The following is a 494-nucleotide window of genomic DNA, read 5'->3' as shown; positions in this document are numbered from 1 at the left end:
TCGCCAGTGACCGTAACGCTGTCGAACGGTGCTGTTATCACCATCGACGCGGGCAAAACCACTGGCACCGTGACCGTTCCGGCCCCTGCCGATGACGTGTACAAAGACGCGGGCAAAGTCGAAGCAACCATTTCCACCGCTACCGGTGGCAACTTCGAGAACCTGGTGCCGAGCACTGTGCCGGCCGTGACTCAGGTCACCGACACCATCGACACCACCACGGTCAAACTTTCCGCGACCGAGTCTGCGGCTGAAGGTGGCACCGTCACCTACACCGCGACCGTTGGTGCGCCAGTGACTGGCTCGCCAGTTGTGGTAACTCTGGCTAATGGTCAAAACATCACCATCGAAGTGGGCAAAACCACCGGTACCGTGACCACCACTGCGCCGAACGATGCGCTGACCGGCCATGCCCCGCTGACCAACGCCATCACCGGTGTGACTGGCGGTAACTACGAAAATCTGGTCGCTGACAAGACGCCGGTTTCGACCAC

1 protein-coding gene is annotated in these 494 nt (G+C 60.5%); it reads left to right on the top strand.

Annotated features, from left to right (window positions below; all coding sequences use genetic code 11):
- Nucleotides 1-494 (top strand): immunoglobulin-like domain-containing protein (locus AC27VU_RS28920; protein ID WP_488725413.1); only part of this gene is annotated, 494 nt, incomplete at both ends.

This window comes from Pseudomonas sp. 14P5.3.2, from assembly GCF_057799175.1.
The sequence above is the reverse complement of the archived record's forward strand: the minus strand, read 5'-3'. Positions and strand labels throughout refer to the sequence as shown.